20 protein-coding genes are annotated in these 21,409 nt (G+C 60.6%); 9 read left to right on the top strand and 11 right to left on the bottom strand.

All coding sequences use genetic code 11. From position 1 onward, the window contains the following. Nucleotides 1–156 precede the first annotated feature (156 nt). Nucleotides 157–582 carry a response regulator gene (locus QNM96_RS00345; RefSeq protein ID WP_283834020.1) on the top strand — a complete coding sequence of 142 codons (426 nt, stop codon included), beginning with the start codon at nucleotides 157–159 and terminating at the stop codon, nucleotides 580–582. A gap of 99 nt (nucleotides 583–681) precedes the next feature. Here QNM96_RS00345 and QNM96_RS00340 read toward each other — a convergent pair whose 3' ends face one another. The 4 genes from QNM96_RS00340 to QNM96_RS00325 form a co-directional block, all read right to left on the bottom strand. Next, on the bottom strand, nucleotides 682–1,833 hold the full coding sequence (locus tag QNM96_RS00340; RefSeq protein ID WP_283834019.1) for an acyl-CoA dehydrogenase family protein: 1,152 nt from the start codon (nucleotides 1,831–1,833) through the stop codon (nucleotides 682–684). A gap of 114 nt (nucleotides 1,834–1,947) precedes the next feature. Further along, complete coding sequence (locus QNM96_RS00335; RefSeq protein WP_283834018.1) at nucleotides 1,948–2,325, bottom strand: cupin domain-containing protein; 378 nt, start codon at nucleotides 2,323–2,325, stop codon at nucleotides 1,948–1,950. Nucleotides 2,326–2,436: 111 nt separating this feature from the next. Then, the gene (gene nikR, locus QNM96_RS00330; RefSeq protein ID WP_283834017.1) at nucleotides 2,437–2,865 is read right to left on the bottom strand and encodes a nickel-responsive transcriptional regulator NikR; all 429 of its coding nucleotides are present in this window, start codon (nucleotides 2,863–2,865) and stop codon (nucleotides 2,437–2,439) included. 92 nt (nucleotides 2,866–2,957) lie between these two features. Continuing rightward, the gene (locus QNM96_RS00325; protein ID WP_283834016.1) at nucleotides 2,958–3,815 is read right to left on the bottom strand and encodes an RNA ligase family protein; all 858 of its coding nucleotides are present in this window, start codon (nucleotides 3,813–3,815) and stop codon (nucleotides 2,958–2,960) included. Nucleotides 3,816–4,063: 248 nt separating this feature from the next. On the opposite strand from QNM96_RS00325, the gene QNM96_RS00320 reads away from it, so the two are divergent. Together QNM96_RS00320 and QNM96_RS00315 are read left to right on the top strand one after the other, a co-directional pair. Continuing rightward, entirely contained in the window at nucleotides 4,064–4,861 is a 798-nt protein-coding gene (locus QNM96_RS00320; RefSeq protein WP_283834015.1) for a creatininase family protein, read from the top strand. A 102-nt stretch (nucleotides 4,862–4,963) separates the two neighbouring features. Beyond that, nucleotides 4,964–5,419, top strand: a complete 456-nt coding sequence (locus tag QNM96_RS00315; RefSeq protein WP_283834014.1) for a hypothetical protein — start codon at nucleotides 4,964–4,966, stop codon at nucleotides 5,417–5,419. 10 nt (nucleotides 5,420–5,429) lie between these two features. Here the strand turns inward: QNM96_RS00315 and QNM96_RS00310 are convergent, their stop codons facing one another. Then, the gene (locus QNM96_RS00310) at nucleotides 5,430–6,101 is read right to left on the bottom strand and encodes an O-methyltransferase (protein WP_283834013.1); all 672 of its coding nucleotides are present in this window, start codon (nucleotides 6,099–6,101) and stop codon (nucleotides 5,430–5,432) included. Nucleotides 6,102–6,234: 133 nt separating this feature from the next. Here QNM96_RS00310 and QNM96_RS00305 point away from each other — a divergent pair, with 133 nt between their 5' ends. Beyond that, nucleotides 6,235–6,720 carry a dCTP deaminase gene (locus tag QNM96_RS00305; RefSeq protein WP_283834012.1) on the top strand — a complete coding sequence of 162 codons (486 nt, stop codon included), beginning with the start codon at nucleotides 6,235–6,237 and terminating at the stop codon, nucleotides 6,718–6,720. Between the two features lie 14 nt (nucleotides 6,721–6,734). On the opposite strand, the gene QNM96_RS00300 is transcribed toward QNM96_RS00305, so the two are convergent. Then, nucleotides 6,735–7,988: a fibronectin type III domain-containing protein gene (locus tag QNM96_RS00300; protein WP_283834011.1), complete on the bottom strand. Its 1,254-nt coding sequence runs from the start codon at nucleotides 7,986–7,988 to the stop codon at nucleotides 6,735–6,737. Between the two features lie 291 nt (nucleotides 7,989–8,279). Here QNM96_RS00300 and QNM96_RS00295 point away from each other — a divergent pair, with 291 nt between their 5' ends. Both QNM96_RS00295 and QNM96_RS00290 read left to right on the top strand, forming a co-directional pair. Beyond that, nucleotides 8,280–8,891, top strand: a complete 612-nt coding sequence (locus QNM96_RS00295; protein WP_283834010.1) for a universal stress protein — start codon at nucleotides 8,280–8,282, stop codon at nucleotides 8,889–8,891. A gap of 115 nt (nucleotides 8,892–9,006) precedes the next feature. Further along, nucleotides 9,007–10,248: a hypothetical protein gene (locus QNM96_RS00290; RefSeq protein WP_283834009.1), complete on the top strand. Its 1,242-nt coding sequence runs from the start codon at nucleotides 9,007–9,009 to the stop codon at nucleotides 10,246–10,248. Between the two features lie 69 nt (nucleotides 10,249–10,317). On the opposite strand, the gene QNM96_RS00285 is transcribed toward QNM96_RS00290, so the two are convergent. The 3 genes from QNM96_RS00285 to QNM96_RS00275 all read right to left on the bottom strand — a co-directional run bounded on the left by QNM96_RS00285 (nucleotide 10,318) and on the right by QNM96_RS00275 (nucleotide 14,319). Next, on the bottom strand, nucleotides 10,318–12,147 hold the full coding sequence (locus QNM96_RS00285; RefSeq protein ID WP_283834008.1) for an acetyl-CoA carboxylase biotin carboxylase subunit: 1,830 nt from the start codon (nucleotides 12,145–12,147) through the stop codon (nucleotides 10,318–10,320). A gap of 311 nt (nucleotides 12,148–12,458) precedes the next feature. Next, nucleotides 12,459–12,773: a hypothetical protein gene (locus QNM96_RS00280; RefSeq protein WP_283834007.1), complete on the bottom strand. Its 315-nt coding sequence runs from the start codon at nucleotides 12,771–12,773 to the stop codon at nucleotides 12,459–12,461. A 1-nt stretch (nucleotide 12,774) separates the two neighbouring features. Continuing rightward, nucleotides 12,775–14,319: an acyl-CoA carboxylase subunit beta gene (locus QNM96_RS00275; RefSeq protein ID WP_283834967.1), complete on the bottom strand. Its 1,545-nt coding sequence runs from the start codon at nucleotides 14,317–14,319 to the stop codon at nucleotides 12,775–12,777. A 159-nt stretch (nucleotides 14,320–14,478) separates the two neighbouring features. On the opposite strand from QNM96_RS00275, the gene QNM96_RS00270 reads away from it, so the two are divergent. Continuing rightward, nucleotides 14,479–15,894 (top strand): sodium-dependent transporter, encoded by a 1,416-nt coding sequence (locus tag QNM96_RS00270; protein ID WP_283834006.1) that lies wholly within the window; start codon nucleotides 14,479–14,481, stop codon nucleotides 15,892–15,894. Nucleotides 15,895–15,994: 100 nt separating this feature from the next. Here QNM96_RS00270 and QNM96_RS00265 read toward each other — a convergent pair whose 3' ends face one another. Then, entirely contained in the window at nucleotides 15,995–16,705 is a 711-nt protein-coding gene (locus QNM96_RS00265) for an SDR family oxidoreductase (protein WP_283834005.1), read from the bottom strand. Between the two features lie 100 nt (nucleotides 16,706–16,805). Beyond that, on the bottom strand, nucleotides 16,806–17,762 hold the full coding sequence (locus tag QNM96_RS00260) for an NADPH:quinone reductase (RefSeq protein WP_283834004.1): 957 nt from the start codon (nucleotides 17,760–17,762) through the stop codon (nucleotides 16,806–16,808). Between the two features lie 163 nt (nucleotides 17,763–17,925). On the opposite strand from QNM96_RS00260, the gene QNM96_RS00255 reads away from it, so the two are divergent. Beyond that, on the top strand, nucleotides 17,926–18,585 hold the full coding sequence (locus QNM96_RS00255; RefSeq protein WP_283834003.1) for a glycerophosphodiester phosphodiesterase family protein: 660 nt from the start codon (nucleotides 17,926–17,928) through the stop codon (nucleotides 18,583–18,585). Nucleotides 18,586–18,682: 97 nt separating this feature from the next. Next, a complete protein-coding gene (locus tag QNM96_RS00250) occupies nucleotides 18,683–21,373 on the top strand; it encodes a PAS domain S-box protein (protein ID WP_283834002.1) in 2,691 nt (896 codons plus the stop codon). The last annotated feature ends 36 nt before the right edge of the window (nucleotides 21,374–21,409 follow it).

Raw genomic sequence — 21,409 nt, 5'->3', positions numbered from 1 at the left:
TTGATCTGTGTTGTCCGTCGTCACAGTCCCGTACTTTGGAAGTAAATCTGCCGTTAGTTATTTTTTATAGGACTATAAACCAGTAATCGGTATGACACCTGGTCATGAGCTTTATGACAGGGAAGCACCATTGGTTATCCGTAGGTGTGTTCGATGATGGGACAGGGGGAAACGGAGGAATCGAAGATCAATGTACTCGTCGTAGACGACGAACCACGGCTTGCCGATCTGTTCGCTGCGTGGCTGGAGCCGAACTGGAACGTAACAACAGCCTACAACGGTGAACAGGCGCTCGAGCAGGTAACCGAATCGACGGACGTCGTCCTGCTCGATCGCCGAATGCCTGGTCTCTCCGGTGACGAAGTGCTATCGTTGCTCAGAGCGAGCGGATACGACGGTGCCGTAATTATCGTGTCCGCAATAAACCCGGCTAGTGAGATTTCTAACGCCGATTTCGACGAATATCTCGTCAAACCCATCTCGAAAGTACAACTCGTCGAACAGATCGAATCCGTCTCGAGTCAAATTACTAACGGGGCGTTCGGCGAGTCATCCGAATCGATCGATCCGACAGTTAACTAATCGCTATCGGCAACAGGTAACCCTGCTCGACCAGTGTTCTTCGTTAGACGACCTCCCGGTGGCGGGACGTTTCCGAGCGGATCTCGATTCGACTCAAGTTCAGGGAGCCTGTCCGTAGATCAGATTTCGCTGGACCTCGTTCGCGCCTTCGTAGATGACCGGCACCCGAACGTCACGATAGACGCGCGCGATCCGGCGTTCGTCGAGGATCGATCGACCGCCGTGAAACTGCATTCCCTGTTCTGCAACGTCGACCGCCGTTTCCGTCGCTTTCGTCTTCGATAGTGCGGCCCAGTAACCCGCGTTTTCGTCGCTTTCGACCTTTCGACACGCTCGCCAGACCAGCGCTCGAGCGCTTTCGAACTCGACGAGCATATCCGCCAGTCCGTGCTGGACCGCCTGAAACTCGTTTATCGTCCGTCCAAACTCCTCCCGTTCGTGGGTAAACTCCCACGCCTCTTCGATAGCCGCCGCGGCGAGTCCGAGTCCGTGCCCTGAAACAACGATCCGGCCGTGGTTGAAAAAGTCCGCGAGCATCATGAACCCGGCACCCTCGTGGCCGATCAGGTTCGATTCGGGAATTGTGCAGTCGTCGAACGTGATGTGGGCCTGCTTCGAGGCGGGCATCGCCATCTTTTCGGGAATGTGTTCGGCCTCGTAGCCGTCCGTATCGGTCGGCACGATGAACATCGAGTGATTCCCGTACCGGTTGTTCCCGTCATCACCGGTTCGGGCGTAGACGGTCACCCAATCGGCCTCGACGCCGTTTCCGATCCAGTACTTCTCCCCGTTCAGGACGTACTCGTTCCCGTCTTGTTCCGCGCTGGTTTGCATGCCCGCGAGATCGCTCCCCGTTTCCGGCTCCGAGACGGCAAGCCCGGATAGCTGATCGCCTTCGGCAACGGGTCGGACGTATTCCTCACACTGTTCGTCGCTCCCGTATTCGTACGTGATTTCACAGCCGAAACTCGCCAACTGTATCGTCAACGCGATGCCGGCGTCCGCCCGGTAGAACTCCTCCGTGATCGCGAGGAGCTGTGGAAGGTCGAGCCCTCGCCCGCCCCAGGTTTCCGGGATGTCTTGCCCTGCGAGGCCCGCCTCCTGTGCGGCCTCGAGGATATCCCACGGATAGTCACCCGATTCGTAGTATTCGGCCGCGTTTGGCTCGATGTGTTCTCGAGCGAACTCGCTTGCTTCGGTCTTGACGTCGAGCGCGCGATCCGGAACGATGCTGTCCTCGAGCGGGTTCATACGCCGTTTGTCAGTACCGAGCGGGATATACTCCGGGGCAGAAGCCGCCGGCGTTTGAATTCCGGCCCCGATGGCGACACCGCTTCTCGAGTCATATCAAAAACAGACGCCAGTCTATCCCGCAAAGCCGCTCAGTAGCCACTCGCCGTCGGTATCGTCGTCGTCTGCGATCGAGGGTGCGCTCACGAGAACGAACGCGCTTTCGGTGTCGCCGTTGCGAATCTGGCGCGTCGACTCGGGCGGGATCCACAGCGCATCGCCCGTCGCCATCTCCACCGGTTCGTCGTCGACGATCACTTCCGCCTCGCCTTCGATGAGCACGTACACCTCCTCGTGGTCGTTATCGACGTGGTCGTGGGGCTGGCTCTTCCACTGCGGGTCACACCGTGCAACCGTCACGCCGACCCGCTCGGTTTCGAGCGGGTCGCTCAGAAAGTGCATCGCACTCGAGACCTGGTCGACCTCCTCGTAGTTGACCTTCGTGTAAGACATTTCGAGTAGTCCTACGAGTGGGAAATAGTAAAAGTACGCGCTCCAAGCGAATCTCGCAACTATTGGTTACTTCCAGTGGAGGCAGGCTGATCGGAGAAAACGCGCCTCGTCTCAGTGTTCTTGACTAATCGGATCGAAACTGTCGACCGGAATGACCGAGTAGTCGACGGTGAGCGCGTCCTGCGTTGCACGGATTTTGCCGACGAACGTCGAGATATCCTCGAGGGCTCCCTCGAGAACGAACAGTTCCATACAGTGGTGGTCGCCGACGTGGCTGTGGAAGTTCGACGCGACGAGATCCTCGTGTTCGTGACGCAGGTGCATCATCCGCTCTTCGACGCTGGTCGTTTCGTAGTCGAAGAGAACGGTGACGATCCCCATCAGTTCCCGGCCCTCGAGTCGCGTGTCCTCGAACTCGCCGAGAAGGTTTCGGGAGGCCTCTCTGACGACTTCGCTCCGCCCGGTATAGCCGTGGTCGTCGGCAAACTGATCGAGTCGATCCAGAAGTTCGTCCGGCATGGAGACGCTTACGACTGCCATATAACAACTCATGCCGCCATATTTATTAACCTTTATCATTCCACGGGTCGATGCTCGCCGAACTTTCACAGGAAATGGCAGATGCGGTGCTTTTACTTCCAACTATCGTCGTTCCGGGCTTCGAGATACCGCCGCGTCAGCGCACCGACTTCCGATCTGAACGACTCCATATCCACAGGAGCACTCCCGTGATAGAGCTCTTTGTGGGCTTCGCGGACGATATCCGTCACGACCCGATCGTACAGCGTCTCGAAGTTCACCGGTCGATTCCGGTCCTCGAGTTTGGCCGCGACCTTCTCGAGTCGGCGTTCCGTTACGTACCGTCCCGCCAACGCCTCGACGGGTGCGTCGACCGGAACCGTTTCGTCGACCTCTCGAAACGCAGGATGGAGGAGTTTTGCCCGCCGGCCCCGCTTGTCTCGGACGATCACTCCCTCCGCGGGGCCGTCGTACCACTTCGATTCCGGGATCGCATACGAGTCGGGGTCGAAGTCCCGCGCTCGTCGTTCCCGTTCGAAGACGTTCACCGGTCGAAGGCCGATCCGATCGAAAATCCGTTCGGCGGTATCGAGCGGGTAGAATTTCCCCGCATCGGCCGACCAGACATCGAAGCCGAGAAACGACGGCGTCCGTCCCCAATCGTACTCGATCGCGTGGCGGTGCATCGCCTCGCCGAAGAACACAATATCCTCGACGTCATCGACGGCGTTTCGAAGCGCCTCGCGATCTATGTTCTCCCGGACGTGGTCGACGGCGTGTCGATACGGGACGGGGACCTCGTCCGGGTCGTCGTAGACCCGGCTTCGGTCGCCGAACCGAACGAGCCCCGACTGTCGGAGCTGGAACCGAAAATTCGCTCCGTCGACCTTCTCGAGAAGCCACAGATGGCCCTCCTTGAGGAGGTCATCGGGCGCGTTCGCGACCCGTGGAATCGAAGGGAATTTTTTCATAACGATTGGTCATCACGTCTGGCGGTGGACGGCCCGAAAGCTACGACAATCGTTCAACTCCGTGTCACGTCAATGCTTCGCATTGGGCTGTCTCAGCGTACCGGCCGATTGTCCGTGGCCTATTCCGAGCGCTCGAGTACGCGAGCGGTCGATCCGCTATTTGATATCGCAATATGTGATATATCCCGAGAAGCCTGTGGGATCTCTCCCGTACGTACCGTTTTGCGTGCCGAAGTCGATTACCGTGTATGTACCTTCCACACCGCGCGTGGCCGGAACTCGGTGAGTACGTCGAAACCGAATCGCTAGCCGTCGTTCCGCTCGGATCAACGGAACAACACGGACCACACCTCCCCGAAGGCACTGACTCCATGATCGCGGACGCGCTCGCTCGAGCGGCTACCGACCGGACGGGCCACCTCTGTACGCCGGTGATCCCGATCGGCGTCAGCCCCCACCACCGACAGTTCCACGGAACAATGTGGGTCGACGCACCCGTCTTTCGAGACTACGTCGAGAGCCTCTCGAGAAACCTCACCTATCACGGAATCGATCGCATCGTCTTCGTCAACGCCCACGGGGGAAACGTCGCGCACCTGCGGGAGGTCGGTCGACGATTGCGCGACGACGGAACGGCCTACGCAATCGAATGGATGTGGGACGAGTCGATCCCGGAACTGATCGAGGATGTCTTCGCGACGCCCGGTCCCCATGGCGGTCCGAAAGAGACCGCGATGATCATGCACATCGCGAACGACCTCGTTCGCGAGGACCGTCTCGAGGACGCGCGCGACGGTGGAATGACGGCGTTCGAACCGGCCGCGATGGCCGTCAACGGCGCTCGAGTCACCTACGATTCGAAGGAGATCTCGGAGAATGGCGTCTTCGGGGACCAGACCGATGCGACGCCGGAAATCGGCGGCCACCTCTTCGAGGCGGCGACGGATCAACTGGTCTGTCTCCTCGAGTGGCTCGACGAGCAACCGTTTAGGGACCTCGTTCCGGAACCGCACGTCGCGCCCAAACCGGATCTATCCGGAACCTGAGCGGTTCGACCCGACTTTTCGATATGATTCTTGCTGTCGATTCACAATATCTCGCCCAGCCAATAACTATATATTCGGGCGCATGTAGGTGCCACCAACGCAGTGTCCGACGTGATCCACTCACCACTCCAATCGGATCGGTCGCTTCTGGCAGTATCGTTCGCGCTTTTTGCAGCCGCCGGAGGTATTGGCGCTACCAGCGACGAAATTCTTCCGACGGTCGCTGGCACAGCGCTCGCCGTTGGGGGCGTCTACGCCGTCGCTCGAGTCGCTACCGTCGTCAGCCGGAGACGGCTCGCGACGCTCTCGTTTGGGTTCTGGAGTAGCTTTCTCGGCGTCGCCACGCTCCACATCGTCGGCGTGGGAACGATCTCTACGGTCCTTCCGGGTTCGACGACGCTCGCGGCGATTACGGTCGGAGCGCTAACCTGGGGAACGTTGCTACTGGCCTGTGCGACGAGCGTCTTCCTCGGCTTTCGCGAGTACGGCGCAACGCCGGGGACCGAAGCGGCCGACGACCGTGTCGTCGAAAACGATTCCGATTACTCCGTTCGGTAACGCACCACAATCACTCCGTTCGGTAACTTACCGCGATCCCTTCTCCGAGCGGGAGGATGACCGTCTCGAACGCGGGGTCAGAACGGACGGCCTCGAGATACGTGGCAATTCCTCGCGTGTCTTCGTTCACTCCCGACGGTTCCCGCCCGGTATCGATCACCTCGAGTAACTTTTCGAACTGGATGCTCCCCGCCGTCATCGCGTTGTCCGCGACGAGTATTCCGCCGACTGGAACCTTTGATTTGACCGCCTCGAAGGCCTCGGGATAGCGATGTTTCTGGTGGTCGATCAACACCACGTCGAACGGGCCGTCGTAGCGGTCGACGGTCTCGAGTGCGTCTCCGAGTTCGTATCGCGCGAGGTCGTCGAAGCCGCCGGCTTTCATGTACTCTCTGGCCATCTCGAGTTCGTCCTCGTCGACTTCCGTCAGGACGACGGTGCCGTCGTCGGGGAGTCCCTTCGCGAACCAGTACGCGGAGTAGCCGTACCCCGACCCGAACTCGAAGACGCGGCGAGCACCGATCATCCGCGTAAGGAGTTCCAGAACGCCGCCGACCTCGGGACCGACGTTCGGGAACCCCTCGGCGGCGGCGTACTCGTCCATTTCGCGGAGCGTTTCGTCGGGTTCCGGTCCGGCGGCGCGAACGAAGCGAGCAATGTCGTCCCTCAGTACGTCAACCATGGTGTATAGCTACGCGGCCGATCACATCAAGTTCCGGGAGTTAGCGCGACGTTCCAGTTCGCTCGCCGTTCCCATCATCTCGACTCGTCCGGGCGGCCGTTTTTTTACGATACAGAGCGTTACTCCAACCGATATGTCCGAAGAGCATCCGCTCGCGACTCATGTCGATAACCTCGTCTACGAGCCGACGCAGGTTCATGATCAGGGAATCGATCTGACGGTGAGCGCGATTTACACCGTCGACGCCCCCGGCAAGCTCGATTTCGGCGGCGACGAACTCGAGGACGCCGAATTCGAGGCCGTCCCGACGGCCCAACAGGCCCCGAACGACGACTACGGCTGGTGGGAGCTAGACGGCGGACGGTACGTCCTTCAGCACAACGAATTTCTCACCGACGTCGAAGACCAACTCGTTCTCCAGGCGCGCAACGAACTGCTTGCTCGAGGCTGTTCCCATCCGACGGTTTGGGTCAGCTCACACCTCCCGTTGCTCCCGCTCAGCGTTCCCGAAGGCGGCGTTCAGATCAAGGAAAACGCGCGGGTGTCGACGTTGTTGTCACCGAACGCGTCGGACGCGATGGCGGAACGGACGCTTGATGACCGCTCGCCGGACGGATAGCGCGCGTCGCTCGTTCAAACGACGTCTCGGCTCACCTCGTCGAGTGTCCCCCCATCCGCACGGATCGTTTCGACGTGTGCTTTCGTCTCGTCGATCGTAACGATGTGACAGTTGTACGTTCCGCTGGCCTCGTCGATGTACCAGCGATCGGCATCCGCTTCTCGCGGCGGCCGTCCCATACAGCCGTCACCGACGTAGACGATCCCGTCCTCGTCGCGCTCGCCCTCGAGTAGCGGATGGGTCCGCTTGAACGTGTGGTCGTGACTCTCGAGGGCAAACCGGACGTCGGCGCGCTCAAAGAGCGGACACCAGTGAAACTGGGAGCGCTGATCTAGATCCAGTTCGATCTCCCGATGAGAGGGCCACGCCGGTACGTGATAGGCCGGGATGACGTGAGTCGTCTCCGAACGCTCCTCGAGAACGTCCTCGAGCCATTCGGTCTGGGTTCCGTCGATCGTGTTGGTGTGATTGCTGTCGAGAACCGGCATGCTCAGGTACTCGCCGAAATCCAACACGCCGTAGCCCGGGTGGCCGGGAAACGCAAAGACGTTGTAAAAGTACGGGGCGTACCACTCCCGCCACTCGTCCGTATCCGCTAGCTGTCGAGTTGCCTCGTGATAGTATCCGTTTCTGGTTTCGTGGTTTCCGATAGCCGAGACGATCGGAACCACGCGACCATCCTCGTCGATCAACTCCTGGTTTGCGGTCTCGAGCCACCGGTGCCAGCGCTCGAGGGAATCGTGGCTCGTCCCGCCGTCTGCGTAGGCGAAATCACCGCCGATTACCAGGAACTCGGGATCGTACGCCAGTAACTCGCTCGCGATCCGATCCCAATCCGACGCGTCGGTATCTCCACCGGCCGCGAACGTGAGCGGATCGTCCAACCGTACCGGCATCGTCCGAAACCGATACGCGGACCCAGATTCGACCTGAAACTCGTAGGTGGTTCCGGGCTCGAGACCGGTTAGTTCGACGCGGTGGATTCGTCGATCGTACTGGTCGAAGCTGTGGGAGGAACTCGAAAGCTCCCTCCAGTCGCTTTCGGCGTCGTCTGCCCGATACTCGAGGGTGTCCGGATCGTCTACGAAAGCGCCGCTCGAGTCGACGTGCCAGTCGATAGTCATCGTGGTCGTTGGGTCTCGCTGCCACGTCAGAACCAGCGCTGGCAGGTCGTGGTCGGCGGTATCAGTATCGAGACAGCCGCCGACGGTGAGCCCGACGACCCCCGTGCCGACGGCGGCGATAAACTCCCGGCGTGGGTTAGCCACGGACATACGTCGTGCTATCGGATGCGTCGCCGCTCATTTGGATGCAGGTGACGCCCCGTGGCGCAACTCCCTTGCTTCTGTGTCGGCTCGCCGGATGAACCACGCGCCTCGACCGGTCCGACCCATCATTCCCGTAACACCATTAGTATCACAAACCCCAGCGAGACGAATAAATGGCGTTCCGGGAAAGGATGACAATTTGCCTGCGCGAATATACAGCGACCGAGGGAAGTCCGACCGGCGTCGCTACTCAGCATATTTATACGTGACACCCCAAATTCAATCGAATCGATGTACCAGAACGTGCTGATTCCGACGGACGGGAGCGACGGGACCCGACGAGCGATCGATCACGGACTCACGATCGCGGATCGGTTCGACGGGACGGTTCACGCACTTTCGATCGTTCCCGAAGGGCCGCTCGGCACGACGAGCAGCGGAGCGGCCGCTTCGGAGGCGGAACGTGCCGTCAACCATGTCGAGAGCGAAGCAAGTCGGGACGATATCCCGGTGACGACAACGATCGAACGCGGGGTGCCACACGAGTGCGTTCTTGACTACGCGAGTGAGAACGACATCGACATGATTGTGATGGGAACCCAGGGCCGGACCGGTCTCGACCGCTTCCTCGTCGGGAGCGTCACCGAGCGCATCGTGCGAATGGCGGATGCACCGGTCGTCACGCTTCGAATGACCGACGACATCGAGGTCGACGACCCCGAAGAAGCGACTCGAATCGCCCGTCAATCACTCGAGAGCGCCGGGAGCGAGCAAGCGACGCTGCTCGAGGACCCACATCGAACGAGCGGCCTATGGATCGTCCCACTCGAGACGCCGGACGGTGTCGTCGATGTCCACGTCGATGCGACAACGGGCGACGTTCGTCGCACATCGACTCGGTGAGAGCGCTACCGAGCTATCGAAGCGCGATCGGCCTATCGAGACCAACAGCATCGTTACAGACGACCGCGCCCGCTCGAGCAACAACGGTTTTCACACCGGTCACTAATAGCACGCTATGTCCGTTTCCGGGGGATCGCTTTCCGAACCGGCCGTGCTCGCACACACCAAGCGGCGGCTGTTTCCCGAGGAGGAAGGAACCTACGCCGTCGTCGACACGCAGTTCGCGAGCGAGCGCTGGCTGGCGGACGAGCCTATCGATCGCTCCGTTCGCGAGACGCTCGCCCCGTTCAATCACGTCGAGATCGGCGGCGGCTATCCCGACCTCGTCGGCGTTCGAACGCTCGAGTCGGAACTGCTTGCGGTCGAACGATTCGGCGAAGAGCCGCCGTTGATCGCCGTCGAAGCAAAGGGTTACACGACCGACGGGAGCGTCGACACGCGCCGCGGAATCGTTCAGGCACACGATCGGTTACACGAGGCGAACGCGGCGTACCTCGCCGCGCCGGCAGTCGCGGTGTCCGAGACCGATCGAACGCTCGCTCGAGAGTTAAACGTCGGCGTACTCGGCGTCGATTCGGCGGGAACCGTCGACCCGCTTGAGACCCCTCGAGTCGTCGGGAACCGAACGACGTCGGAAGCGAACGCGATACGGTTTCAGGCGAGCGCGCAGGGCGTCGCCGATCAGTCGTTTTCGCTCAACCATCCGAAGAACTACCTCGGCTATCCCCTCGCACACTACGCCGACGGAGAGACGGAGACGCTCCTCTCGACGCACAGGGTCGTCAGCGCGACCGACGCCGCGCGACAGGGAGCCGAATTTCTCGATCTCGTCAGCGTTCGACCGGATCGCGTAACCCTGACCGCGCTCGGTCGGGAGGTCGTCCGATTTGGGGTTCGCCGTCACGGCTCCGCCGAGGCCGCCCTCGAGGCGTTCGAAGACTGGTACCGCTCGTCCCAGCGATTTATCGACACCGCGCCGGCATGGGGCCAGCTCGCGCGACGAGTCGTCTTCGCGTACCCCGCTACCCAGTTGATAGTGACCGAACTCGAGAATCTCCACGCGGACGGGAACCCGGCGCCGTCGTTGCCGACGCTGGTCGAGTACCTTCACGTGCTCCATCCGACGTTCACGGTCGAACTGTTCGTCCGCGGCGACGAGGCGATCCGACGCCGAGTGCTCACGCAAGACGGGAATTTACGACCCGAAGCGCTCGAGGACGGCTCGATCTATCACTCGCCGACAGTCTTCCAGCTGAAGGCGATGCTGTATCACGCCGGAGTCCTCTCCGAGCGAGGAGCCGAACCGAGTCGCCTCGAGCCGGCCGAAGACGTCTGGGCGTTGCGCGAGCGTCTCTGAATCGTGCGTGCCACCGCGGGTAGCAGCACAAAACAAGTCGAATAGTTGGTTCCGGGTCTCGAGATCGATTTACTCGAGGACGACCAGACTGTCGCCCATGTCGACACTGTCGCCTTCGTCGACCGCGATCTGTGTGACGGTCCCGCCGCGGGAAGCCACGATATCGTTTTCCATCTTCATCGCCTCGAGGACGACCAGCACGTCGCCAGCGGCGACCTCGTCGTCTTCCTCGACTTCGACCGAGAGAATCGTCCCCTGCATCTCGGCGTCGACGAGTTCGCCGTCCTCAAGTTCGATGTCGTCTCCGCCGTCGTCACCGCCTGCGACGTCCGGCGGGCTCGGCGCTGAGCCGCCTGGATTGTCCCCAGTCGGAAGCGGCGGCGCGCCGTGTTCCTCGAGGTTGACCTCGAAGCGTTTGCCGTTGACCTCGACGGTGAACTCGCGTTCGACGACCTCCTCGTCGTCCGCGTCGGTCGTCGACTCGTCGGCTCCCCACTGCTGTTGGGCTTCCTCGATGCGGTCTTCTTCCAGTTCCTCGTCGAGGTACTTCGTCGTGTGGCGACTCTGGACGAACGTTTCGTCGGTCAACATCAGCCGGTGGAAGGGGATGATCGTCGGGATCCCCTCGATATCGTACTCTCTGAGTGCGCGGAGGGATCGCTCGAGACACTCGTCGCGATCCTCGCCCCAGACGATCAGCTTCGCGATCATCGAGTCGTAGTCGGTGACGAGTTCGTCGTCCTGCCGAAGCGCGTCGTCGACGCGAACCCCGACGCCGCCCGGTGGGTCGTAGGTGGTGAGTGAGCCGCCCGAGGCCGGCTGGAAGTCGTTGGCCGCGTTCTCGGCGTTGATTCGGAACTCGATCGCGTGGCCGTCGATATCGACATCTCCCTGGCCGAAGTCGATTTCCTGGCCGGCCGCGATCTTGATCTGGCGCTTGACGATGTCGATCCCGGTGATCTGTTCCGTGACGCAGTGTTCGACCTGGATCCGCGTGTTCACCTCGAGGAAGTAGAAGTTCGTCTCCGGTCCGAGGAGGCCGTCGCGTCCCTCCTTTTCCTCGACGAGGAACTCGACGGTGCCGGCGTTCGTGTACTCGGCGGCCGCGACGCCGCGGCGGGCCGCGTCGCCGATCTGTTCGCGGAGTTCGTCCGAAAGCGCCGCAGACGGCCCCTCCTCGATGACCTTCTGGTGGCGGCGCTGGAGCGAACAGTCGCGCTCGCCCAGATGGCGGACGTTACCGTGCTGGTCGGCGACAATCTGAACTTCGATGTGGCGTGGATTCTCGAGGTAGCGCTCGAGGTAAACCGAATCGTTGTCGAAGTAGGCTTCGCCCTCGCGCTGGGCGCTCTCGAGTTGGTCCTCGACCTCGCTTTCCTCCCAGACGACCTTCATCCCGCGACCGCCGCCGCCGCCCTCGGCCTTGATCGCGATCGGATAGCCGTGCTCCTCGCCGAAGGTTTTGACTTCGTCGGGGTCGGTGACGGGTTCGGTGGTCCCCGGAACGATCGGGACCTCCGCCTCGCTCATGACGGTGCGGGCTTTGGTCTTTTCGCCGAGAGTTTCCATCGAGTCGCTCGAGGGGCCGATCCAGGTGAGCCCGTCTTCGGCTTCGACTTTGCCGGCGAACTCGGCGTTCTCCGCGAGGAAGCCGTAGCCGGGATGAATCGCGTCGGCGTCGGCTTTTCGGGCCGCCTCGATGACGCCCTCGTGGTCGAGGTACGAGTCGGCCGCGCGCGCCGGGCCGATGTTGTAGGCTTCGTCGGCGTACCTGACGTGACCCGAGTCCGTATCGGCCTCGGAGTAAACAGCCACGGTCCCGACGTTTAGCTCCTCACACGCTCGCATGACCCGTACCGCAATTTCGCCGCGGTTCGCCACGAGAACCTTCCTGAACATTCCTACAAGAACCGTCGCAAGCGCCCTACCTTACTTTTTCGCAACCGATCTCTCGGTATCGATTTCTCGTCAGTCCGTCTGGGAACCGGTCACTGTCATCTGCAGTCGGTTCGATAGCGAGATCACTCGAGATCTGGGCAGTTTGCTCGAGAACGGTAACGAAATATCGTCGTTCGTTCGATCGGAAGCGATGTCCGGAGGTGTCTCGAGGACGACCGCTCGTCGACGAGGATCCGTCGGCGGCGACAGTTGGCCATCAACACGAAGCGCCCGTCGGTCAGACGCGATCGTCGACAACACTCGGCCGGCGATCAGAACCGGTCGGTCCGGCCCGCGGCGCTCCAGGGGTTCGTGGGTGCGTCTCGGGGGACTCGAATGGTTCGTTGTTGCTGGGCTCGAACCCGGCCCGCGTAGCTCCACCGTTTTCCGTCCCAGCTATCTTCCTCATCGGCGGCCGCGGCGGCTGCGGCGAGTTCCTGGTCGCGGACGTGCGCACTAACTGCAGCCGCGATGGCCGCTGCCTCGGACTCGTCGGCGTCGTCCGGGATGTCGATTTCGATGTTCGGTGCCTCGACTGATTCTGCTGCGTCTCGCTCGTCGGCGCGGGCTCGTTGCTTGGATGCCATCTCAGAGCGGGATGTTGCCGTGTTTCTTGTCCGGGTTGTCTTCGCGCTTGGTCTCGAGCATCTCGAGGTCGGCGATCAGGCGCGGTCTGGTTTCGGTCGGGAGGATGACGTCGTCGAGGAAGCCCTTGTCCGTCGCCGTGTAGGGATTTGCAAACTCCTCGCGATACTCCTCGATGAGTTCGTCGCGGAGCTCGTCCGGGTTCTCCGCCTCCGCGAGTTCCTCGCGATAAAGGATGTTGACGGCACCTTGGGGCCCCATAACCGCGATTTCTGCTGTCGGCCAGGCGTAGTTGACGTCCGCGCCGAGGTTCTTCGAGGCCATGACGCAGTAGGCTCCGCCGTAGGCTTTGCGCGTGATAACCGTCAGCAGCGGCACGGTCGCTTCGGAGTACGCGTAGAGAAGCTTCGCGCCATGACGGATGATCCCGCGGTGTTCCTGATCGGTCCCGGGCATATAGCCGGGAACGTCGACGAAGGTAACGATCGGGATATTGAACGAATCGCAAAAACGCACGAAACGCGAGCCTTTCATTGACGCGTCGACGGTGAGCGTGCCGGCGTTGACTCGCGGCTGGTTGGCGACGATGCCGACCGAGCGGCCGTCGAGTCGGCCGAATCCGACGACGATATTCTTCGAGAAGTTGTCCGCAACCTCGAAGAACGAACCTTCGTCGACCACCGAATCGATCACGTTGGTCATGTCGTAGGGTTTCTGCGGACTCGAGGGGACGATATCCTCGAGCGCCTCATCTCGTCGATCCGGGTCGTCCCACGGCTCGACGCGCGGCGGGTCCTCGACGTTGTTCTGTGGAAGATACGAGAGCAAGCGCTTGATCTTGTCCAGTGCTTGCTCTTCGCTCTCGCAGGCGAACTCCGCGACGCCGGTCTTGTTCGCGTGGGTGACCGCCCCGCCAAGTTCCTCGTGAGTCACGTCTTCACCGGTGACGGTCTTGGTGACGCCCGGCCCGGTGATGTACATGTGACTCGTGTCCTTGACCATGAAAATGAAGTCAGTGATCGAGGGCGAGTAGACCGCACCGCCCGCACAGGGGCCCATGATCCCCGAAATCTGTGGAACGACGCCGCTTGCTTCCTGATTCCGGCGGAAGATCTCCGTGAAGCCGGCGAGGCTCTTGACGCCCTCCTGAATCCGTGCACCGGCGGAGTCGTTGAGCCCGACGATCGGTGCGCCGACCTCCATGGCCATATCCATGACCTTGCAGATCTTCTCGGCGAACACCTCGCCCAGCGAGCCGCCGAAGACGGTGAAGTCGTGAGCGAAGACGAAGACGGTTCTGCCGTCGACCTCGCCGTACCCGGTAACGACGCCGTCGCCGGGTATCTTCTTTTCCTCCATCCCGAACTCGCTCGTCTGGTGAGTGCGGAGCTGATCGAACTCGGTGAACGTCCCCTCGTCGAGGAAGTAATCGATCCGCTCGCGGGCGGTCATCTTTCCCTTCTCGTGTTGTTTCTCGATCCGGTCCTCACCGCCGCCTTTTAGTGCCTCCGCCCGAAACTCCTCCAGCTCTTCGATGCGATCCTCCATCGTCACGGCGACCACCTGCTCCGAGTCATAGCGAACAGTCGTGTAACCACTGGGAAAAAGATTTCCGTCCATTTTTCAGGCAAAATTTCTCGAGACAATTTTCCATTAATCCGTCATATCTAGTAAGTTATTAGTGGTGGGGGGGAAGATATCCCGGCCATGGCAGAACGTGAAACGTGGGCCACGAGAACAGGGTTCATACTAGCCGCGGTGGGAAGCGCCGTCGGCCTCGGGAATATATGGCGGTTCCCGTTCGTTACCGGTGAAGGGGGTGGTGCGGCCTTCTTACTGGTATACTTACTATTTATTCTGGTCGTCGGATTCCCGGCAATCCTCGTTGAGTTCGTTGTCGGTCGACACACTGAACGCAATCCGGTGGGTGCGCTCATCGAACTTGGCGGGGGAGCCTGGAAGTTCATCGGGGCAATATTCATTATGACCGGGTTTGCTATATTATCGTACTATAGCGTCGTCGCAGGCTGGTTCATCCGGTATTTCGTCGAAGGCTTTCGCGATAGCTACGCAAGCCAACTCGCAGGGTACGAAGATATTGCAGCTGAGGCTGGAGAACCATCAGCGGCCATCATGTTCGGCGAACTGTCGACTGGCCTCGATGCGTTCTTTTTCCACACGCTCTTCATGGCGTTAACGATCGGAATTGTCGCGTTGGGCATCCGTCGCGGGATCGAACTTGCAGTGAAGGTAATGGTTCCTGCGATTATTCTCCTGCTCGTCGGAATGGCCGTCTGGGCATTTACGCTGCCCGAATCCGGTGCAGGATATTCGTATTATCTGTCACCGGACTTCGCTGTAATCGCGGATAACTGGGTGGAATTACTCCCGGCAGCGGCCGGGCAGGCGTTCTTTACGCTGTCACTCGGGATGGGCGTGATGATTACGTATGCATCCTACCTCGGTGAAGACCGAAACCTCTCAAAGGACGGTGCGACAATCATCGGATTCGACACCGGAATCGCGTTCCTGACCGGACTTGTCGTGTTCCCAATCTTCTTCTCGGCCGGTATTCAGGAACCGGGAGACGGTGGCGCTGGCGCAATATTTGTGTCAATGACTGAAGCGTTTGCAACCGTTCCAGGCGGTCACATTCTCGGGGTACTGTTCTTCGGGACAGTTGCTATTGCTGCGCTCTCGAGTGCAATTTCACTGCTCGAGGTCGTGACTGCATACGTCATCGACGAGAAGGGAGTCGAACGATGGAAGGCGGCACTCGGCATGGGCGGCGTCATCTACCTTCTCGGTGTCCCTGTTACCTACGACCTAATCTTCCTCGACATGCTCGATGGACTAGTCGAGGGGATTCTTCTCGTATTCGGTGCGACGATGTTGATGATCCTCGTTGGGTGGATCGCACCGAAGTTCGCCGTCCAAGAACTCGAAAAAGGAATTGGCGACCTCGGCGGGCTGGGGACGGCGTGGATCTGGGCGGTCCGTGTCCCTCTTCTCCTCGTTCTGGTCGTTACTCTCGTGTTGGGCGTCCTCGGGTACTACGAGTTCCTTACAGGAACCGATCCCGATCAGTTGTACGGCTGGTTACAAGATCAGGGGTATCTGTAACGAACAGATCGACTAATTCCGTTCTCTTGTGTCCGTGCCTCCTCGACGGACCAACTAGCCGAGTGGGAAAATCATACTGCGCGTTCTATTGTCAGTGGCCTCAGGCTTCGCCGTAGACTGGAACAGCAGCGCCGCTCGTGACGCTCGTCGCCTCGCTACACAACGTGAGCATCGTCGCCGCGATGTCGACCGGATCGACCCACTTCTCGTGATCCGAATCCGGCATCATCTCCCGATTCATCGGCGTGTCGATCACGCTCGGCATCACGCAGTTTGCCCGCACCGTTCCGAGGTTCTCCTCTGCGAGCGTCTCCGTCAGGATCCGAATTCCGGCTTTGGTGATCCGGTACGGGCCGTCGCCCTCGCCGCCCTCGAGTCCCGAGCGCGCGCTCACGCTCACGATCGAGCCCTCCGCGTCTTGTAAGTGCGGGAGGGCGTGCTTCGAGGTCAAGAAGGCCGTCTTCAGGTTGATGTTCATCAGCGCGTCGAACTCCTCTGTGTCAGTCTCCTCAAGGTGATCCCCACCCATCCAGGTGCCGGCGATATTGAGCAGGTGATCGACCCGGCCGTGGTCCTCGTTGATCTCCTCGAAGAGCCTTGAGACGTCGTCCTCGTCGGTCAGATCCGCCTCGTAGAAGCGGACGCCCTCATCGGGCTCGAGGAGGCTGTCTTCGTCGTCCGGCTCGACGACGTCGACGGCGCAGACGGTTGCACCGGCGTCTCGAAACGCTTCGACGGCCGCACTGCCGAGCGCACCGCTCGAGCCGGTGATCACCGCGACGGTCTCTGAAAAGTCGTGCGTGACAGACATAGACACCCATTCGATGCGAAGGTGCAAAAACGGATACCCTGCGTTCGGGCGTCGAGAACGGAGTGTGACGACCGTCGGTGGCTGTTCGACGGCGCCCGTTCTACGGCGTGACGACCAACTTCCCGAAGAAGCTCTCCGAGAGCACGTCCTCGTGGGCGGAGTCGACGTCCTCGAGGTCGTACGTCCGAGCGATTTCGGCAGACAGCTTCCCGGCCGACAGCAGTTTGGCGACGCGACGAAGCACCGCGGAGATATCCGGGGTGTTGAACATGCTGATCAGGTGAATCCGCAGCTCCTTCGAGCGAGCCGCGGGCACGTTCGAGAAGCCAGCCTCCGGAACCGTGTTGCCGATGCCGACGACTCGAGTCCCCTGCTTCGCCACGTCGGCGTCGAACTGGAGGTAGTCGTCGAGTCGATGATCCAGGATCACGTCCGGCGAGCCGGCCTCGACGACGGCGTCCTCGAGGTCGTCTCGAGCGTAGTCAACTGTCGCGTCCGCGCCCAGTGACTCGAGTCGGTCGTGGTACTCCGGCGAGGCCGTCGTCGTCACGTCGGCACCGGTCGCGGCCGCGATCTGGACCGCGGCGTGGCCGACGCCGCCGCTTCCGCCGTGGACGAGACAGCGTTCGGCCGGTTCGAGGTCGGCGTGGTCGATAAGCGACCGCCAGGCGGTTACTGCGGGAACACCGAGTGCCGCCCCGACTTCGAAGGAGGTCCCCTCCGGAAGGATCGCGATCCTGTCGGTCGGCGACACGGCGTACTCCGCGCACGTGCCGGGAACGTCCTTTCCGAGTCCGGTTCCGAACACGCGGTCGCTCGGTTGAAACTCGGTTACGTCGTCCCCCACCGCCTCGACGGTGCCGGCGAAATCTGATCCCGGAATCCAGGGGAGTGACTCGGGCGCGTACGACCCTTCGCGGAAGTAGGTGTCGACAGGGTTGATTCCCGCAGCGGCGATCTCGACGCGCACCTCGCCCGCGTCGGGCTCGGGTCGGTCGACCTCCTCGAGTTCCAGTACGTCTGTTCCGCCGTGTTCGTGGTATCGAACGGCTTTCATACCAGATACTTGTGGCTCGAATGATATAGGATCACGTGATCGAACTCTGACGAGGGCGGTTAGCGTCTCGAAAGCGATAGCAGAGTGAACCAACCGAGTTGCGTATCGACCCGCTCCGCCACCTTGATAGCAGTTCGTGTGCCAGTTTAGGTACAATACTCTCATGCGGCTCATCGCTCACCGCGGCTTCGCGGCGACGGCACCCGAAAACACGATCGCGGCCGTCCAGTCGGCCGCCGAATACGCCGACGCCGTCGAGTTCGACGTCCGACGGTGTGGCTCCGGCGAACTCGTGGTCATCCACGACGAAACCGTCGACCGCGTCACCGGCGGCGTCGGCGCGGTGGCGGACAGTTCGCTCGAGGAACTCCAGACGCTCTCCGTGCTCCAGTCGGGCGAGCGCGTTCCGACGCTCGAGGAGATGCTCGAGGTCGTTCCGCCGTCGATCGAGATCAACCTCGAGATGAAGGAACTCGACATCGCGGCGGACGTGCTCGAGGCGATCGACGGGGTCGAAAATCGGGTCGTCACGACCTCTTTTCTCGAGCCCGAACTTCGGTCGATTCGAGCGCTCGATCCGAACCAACCCACCGGACTGCTGGCCAGTCGACACCTCGAGACGCCCGTGACGACCGCGGTCGAACTCGATTGTGACGTGATCGGAGCAAACTACTGGCGGTGTCTGAGCACGCTGCTCGTGGACCGAGCGAAGGCGGTCGACCTCGAGGTCCACGCGTGGTCGATCGAACGGCGGTTCACGGCAAAACTGCTCGAGCTGCGCGGCGTCGATTGTGTCTCCTCGGATCGCCCGATGCGTCTGTAGGTCGTCGTGATTAGGCGGTCTGAACACGTGATTAGCGCGATTAGAACGATCGCAGATCCAGCAGAGGGCTTTTAGGACGCAACGGCCACTCCATTATATGTGCGAACGGGGACGGCCCGCTAATGATGTGTTTTCGGACAACGTGGATGGATCCAGAGCGATCCAGCGCTATCAGACGCTCGTGAATGCGGTCAACGACGGAATCTATCAACTCGATACGGAGGGTCAGTTCGTCGCGGTCAACGATAGCATCGTCGAGGAGACGGGGTACGCTCGCGAAGAACTCCTCGGCGAGCACGTTTCTATTCTCCTCGACGAGGAGGACGTCGAGTTTCTCGAACGCGAAATCGACGCCCGGCGGGAGACCGGTGTGGACGAGGAGGACGTCGAGTTCGAAATCGAAACTGCGGATGGCGACCGCGTCCTCTGTGAGTTTCGGTTCAGCCTCCTCGTTAGCAACGGTGAGTTCGAGGGAACTGTCGGGACCGTTCAGATTATCGACGAGCGCGAGCGGGACCACGACGCACTCGCGTCGATCTGGGAGACGCACGAGTCGATCTCCTCGGTCATCGACGAAGCCGACGTCGGTGTGTTCGTCCTCGATGAGAAGTTCGACATCGCCTGGATCAACGAATCCGTCGAAGAGTACTTCGGCGTGAATCGCGCCGATCTCATCGGTAGGGACAAGTCCGCGGTTATCCAGGAGACGATCTCGAATCGTGTCGCGGATCCCGAATCGTTTGTCGAGATCGTCTCGACTACCTATGACGATAACAGCTACGTCGAACAGTTCGAGTGTCGAATTACACCCGGTCCCGGCCGTGAAGGACGTTGGCTCGAACACCGGAGCAAACCGATCGAGTCCGGCCGATACGCCGGCGGTCGCATTGAACTGTACTACGATATAACTGACCGGAAAGAGTCGGAGCAAGCCCACCAGCAAAGCGAGCACCGGTTTCAGTCGTTGGTCGATGCGGTCGAAGAGTACGCGATATTTATGCTCGACACCGAGGGCCGTGTCGTCAGCTGGAACGAAGGAGCCGAACGAATCAAAGGCTACGATGCAGAACACATACTCGGCGAACACTTTTCGGTGTTCTACACCGATACTGATCGCGCGAACGACATCCCGAAACGAAATCTCACACAGGCCAGAGAAGCGGGTACTATCGAGGACGAAGGCTGGCGCGTCCACGCCGACGGATCGACGTTCTGGGCGAACGTGACGATTACGGCAATTCGAGACGAGGGGGAGCTACAGGGGTACGCGAAGATCACCCGTGATATGACCGATCGGCGAGAACGGGAACAGCAACTACAGCGCGAACGCGACCTCACCGAGCAGATTCTGGAGACGAGCCCGGTCGGCATCGCAGTCACGAATCCGGACGGATCGGTCAGTCGGGCCAACGAACGGATGGAAACGCTTCTCGGGGTTCCATCAGGCGGCGCTTCCGAATACGTCGCCGGCCAGCGGGATGTGTTCGATGCGGACGGCGAGCTCCTCCCGGTCACCGAACGGCCTGCAATCCGAGTCTTCGACACGGGTGAGCCACTTTATGACCAGGAAATCCTCCTGAAGCAATCGGATGATCAACGGACGTGGCTGTCCGTCAATGCTACACCGATTACCGACGAACGGGGCGAGCCCAAGCAAGTCGTCACGACCGCGACGGACATCACCGACCTGAAAGAGTTGGTCGAACGGCGAAAGCAAGCACTCGAGGAGCGAGAAAAAGAACTTGCCGCTGTACAACTCGCCACGAACCTGTTCGAAACCGGCGACCAGCCGATCGACGAGTTGCTCGACGAGTTCGCAACGACGCTCCCACAATCGTTCCGATATCCTGAGCACACCGCCGCCCGCATTTCGGTCGGAGATCACGAGACAACAACCGAGGACTACGAATCCCAGATGCCGGAGCTTACTGCCCATACGAGGACGGCCAACGAGACACCGATAACGATCAGTATCGTCTTACTCGAGAACTCGAATATCGAAGCCGAAGAGTTGTTTCTCGACGAAGAACAGGTATTGATCGATACGCTCGCGACACTCGTGAAGTTCTACTTCGAACGCGGAGAGTACATCGACGAATTACAGGCGGAGACCAGACGGCTCGAGCAGTTCGCCTACGCCGCGAGCCACGATCTTCAGGAGCCGTTGCGGATGATATCGAGTTACCTTCAACTCCTCGACCGTCGGTACGGAGAGTCCCTCGACGAGGAGGGGACGGAGTTTCTCGAGTTCGCGGTCAACGGTGCTGAGCGAATGCGCGAGATGATCGACGGATTGCTCGCGTATTCTCGAGTCGAGACGCAGGGGAAGCCGTTCGAACCGATCGATCTCGACGAAGTGCTCAAAGACGCCCTCGCGGATCTCGAAGTGCGGATCGACGAACAAAACGCCAAGATTACTGCAGACTCACTCCCGGAGGTACTCGGCGACACCAGTCAGCTTCGACAGGTGTTCCAGAATCTTCTGGATAACGCGATCGAATACAGTGACGGAACCCCACGGATCCACGTCTCGGCGGAAAAACGGGACGAGGAATGGATTATATCCGTCCGCGATCAGGGGATCGGTATCGACCCCAAAAAAACCGAACACATCTTCGAGGTGTTCCATCGACTCCACAATCAAGACGAACACACGGGGACTGGTATCGGGCTCGCACTCTGTGAGCGCGTTATCGAACGACACGGCGGCGAGATCTGGGTCGAATCCGAACCCGGCGAAGGCTCGACGTTTTCGTTTACCCTGCCGGACGCGTCGGATCGCGACTGAGTGGTAACTAGGCTAGTCTGTTGTCTGTGATGTTCG

The organism is Halostagnicola sp. A-GB9-2 (assembly GCF_030068615.1).
In the GTDB taxonomy this organism is placed as follows: Archaea; Halobacteriota; Halobacteria; order Halobacteriales; family Natrialbaceae; genus Halostagnicola.
This window is presented reverse-complemented; position numbering and strand designations above follow the sequence as displayed.

Coding starts and splice junctions, on each gene's coding strand:
- QNM96_RS00345 (WP_283834020.1), top strand. CDS start 157: ATGGGACAGGGGGAAACGGAGGAATCGAAGATCAATGTACTCGTCGTA.
- QNM96_RS00340 (WP_283834019.1), bottom strand. CDS start 1,833: ATGAACCCGCTCGAGGACAGCATCGTTCCGGATCGCGCGCTCGACGTC.
- QNM96_RS00335 (WP_283834018.1), bottom strand. CDS start 2,325: ATGTCTTACACGAAGGTCAACTACGAGGAGGTCGACCAGGTCTCGAGT.
- nikR (WP_283834017.1), bottom strand. CDS start 2,865: ATGGCAGTCGTAAGCGTCTCCATGCCGGACGAACTTCTGGATCGACTC.
- QNM96_RS00325 (WP_283834016.1), bottom strand. CDS start 3,815: ATGAAAAAATTCCCTTCGATTCCACGGGTCGCGAACGCGCCCGATGAC.
- QNM96_RS00320 (WP_283834015.1), top strand. CDS start 4,064: ATGTACCTTCCACACCGCGCGTGGCCGGAACTCGGTGAGTACGTCGAA.
- QNM96_RS00310 (WP_283834013.1), bottom strand. CDS start 6,101: ATGGTTGACGTACTGAGGGACGACATTGCTCGCTTCGTTCGCGCCGCC.
- QNM96_RS00305 (WP_283834012.1), top strand. CDS start 6,235: ATGTCCGAAGAGCATCCGCTCGCGACTCATGTCGATAACCTCGTCTAC.
- QNM96_RS00295 (WP_283834010.1), top strand. CDS start 8,280: ATGTACCAGAACGTGCTGATTCCGACGGACGGGAGCGACGGGACCCGA.
- QNM96_RS00290 (WP_283834009.1), top strand. CDS start 9,007: ATGTCCGTTTCCGGGGGATCGCTTTCCGAACCGGCCGTGCTCGCACAC.
- QNM96_RS00285 (WP_283834008.1), bottom strand. CDS start 12,147: ATGTTCAGGAAGGTTCTCGTGGCGAACCGCGGCGAAATTGCGGTACGG.
- QNM96_RS00280 (WP_283834007.1), bottom strand. CDS start 12,773: ATGGCATCCAAGCAACGAGCCCGCGCCGACGAGCGAGACGCAGCAGAA.
- QNM96_RS00275 (WP_283834967.1), bottom strand. CDS start 14,319: ATGGAGGATCGCATCGAAGAGCTGGAGGAGTTTCGGGCGGAGGCACTA.
- QNM96_RS00270 (WP_283834006.1), top strand. CDS start 14,479: ATGGCAGAACGTGAAACGTGGGCCACGAGAACAGGGTTCATACTAGCC.
- QNM96_RS00265 (WP_283834005.1), bottom strand. CDS start 16,705: ATGTCTGTCACGCACGACTTTTCAGAGACCGTCGCGGTGATCACCGGC.
- QNM96_RS00260 (WP_283834004.1), bottom strand. CDS start 17,762: ATGAAAGCCGTTCGATACCACGAACACGGCGGAACAGACGTACTGGAA.
- QNM96_RS00255 (WP_283834003.1), top strand. CDS start 17,926: ATGCGGCTCATCGCTCACCGCGGCTTCGCGGCGACGGCACCCGAAAAC.
- QNM96_RS00250 (WP_283834002.1), top strand. CDS start 18,683: ATGTGCGAACGGGGACGGCCCGCTAATGATGTGTTTTCGGACAACGTG.